General features: G+C 35.0%; 1 protein-coding gene. It reads left to right on the plus strand.

The features are described from left to right. Window positions 1-169: 169 nt before the first annotated feature. Window positions 170-537 (plus strand): hypothetical protein (locus IE212_RS35855; protein WP_229864748.1); only part of this gene is annotated, 368 nt, incomplete at its 3' end.

A 537-nucleotide genomic window follows, 5' to 3' on the forward strand; every position in this document is an offset into this window, starting at 1 on the left:
TATGGATGGCATACAGAATATGTGCAAAAACAAACGGGAACAGAAACTATTACACATCCTGCAGAATATACAACTAAATGGATTATAGACAGTCCAGCTTGGAGTGAAGAAGTTGTAACTGGTTATACATGTAGTTGCGGAGCAAGTAAATAGAAAATCGAATATTGACGTGAGAGTAGAGTATCTTCAGGTACTCTATTTTTTATTACCATTTTTGAGTGAGATGGGAGGAAAGACAGTGAAAAAATTAAAACAAATCTTAGCGCTAATATTGAGCTGTGTTTTGTTTTCTTCTACAGTTCAAGCGCAAGAGATAATTCAAGAAAATGAAGAAAATAAATATGAGAAAATTATAGAAATGTATCTGAACGGCGATGATATGGAAGAAGAAGCAGTGGTATATCGAAAAGAAATTGCTAAAAAGTTGGGGATAGAAGCCTACTTGGATGAAAAGTCATATCTGACACCGGAGTATCGATTTGAAAATGGAATTGGGCAAGACGGAGATATTACCGATCCGGATTTTAACATTTTGGT

It is taken from the genome of Streptomyces djakartensis, assembly GCF_014651075.1.
GTDB lineage: Bacteria > Actinomycetota > Actinomycetes > Streptomycetales > Streptomycetaceae > Streptomyces > Streptomyces djakartensis.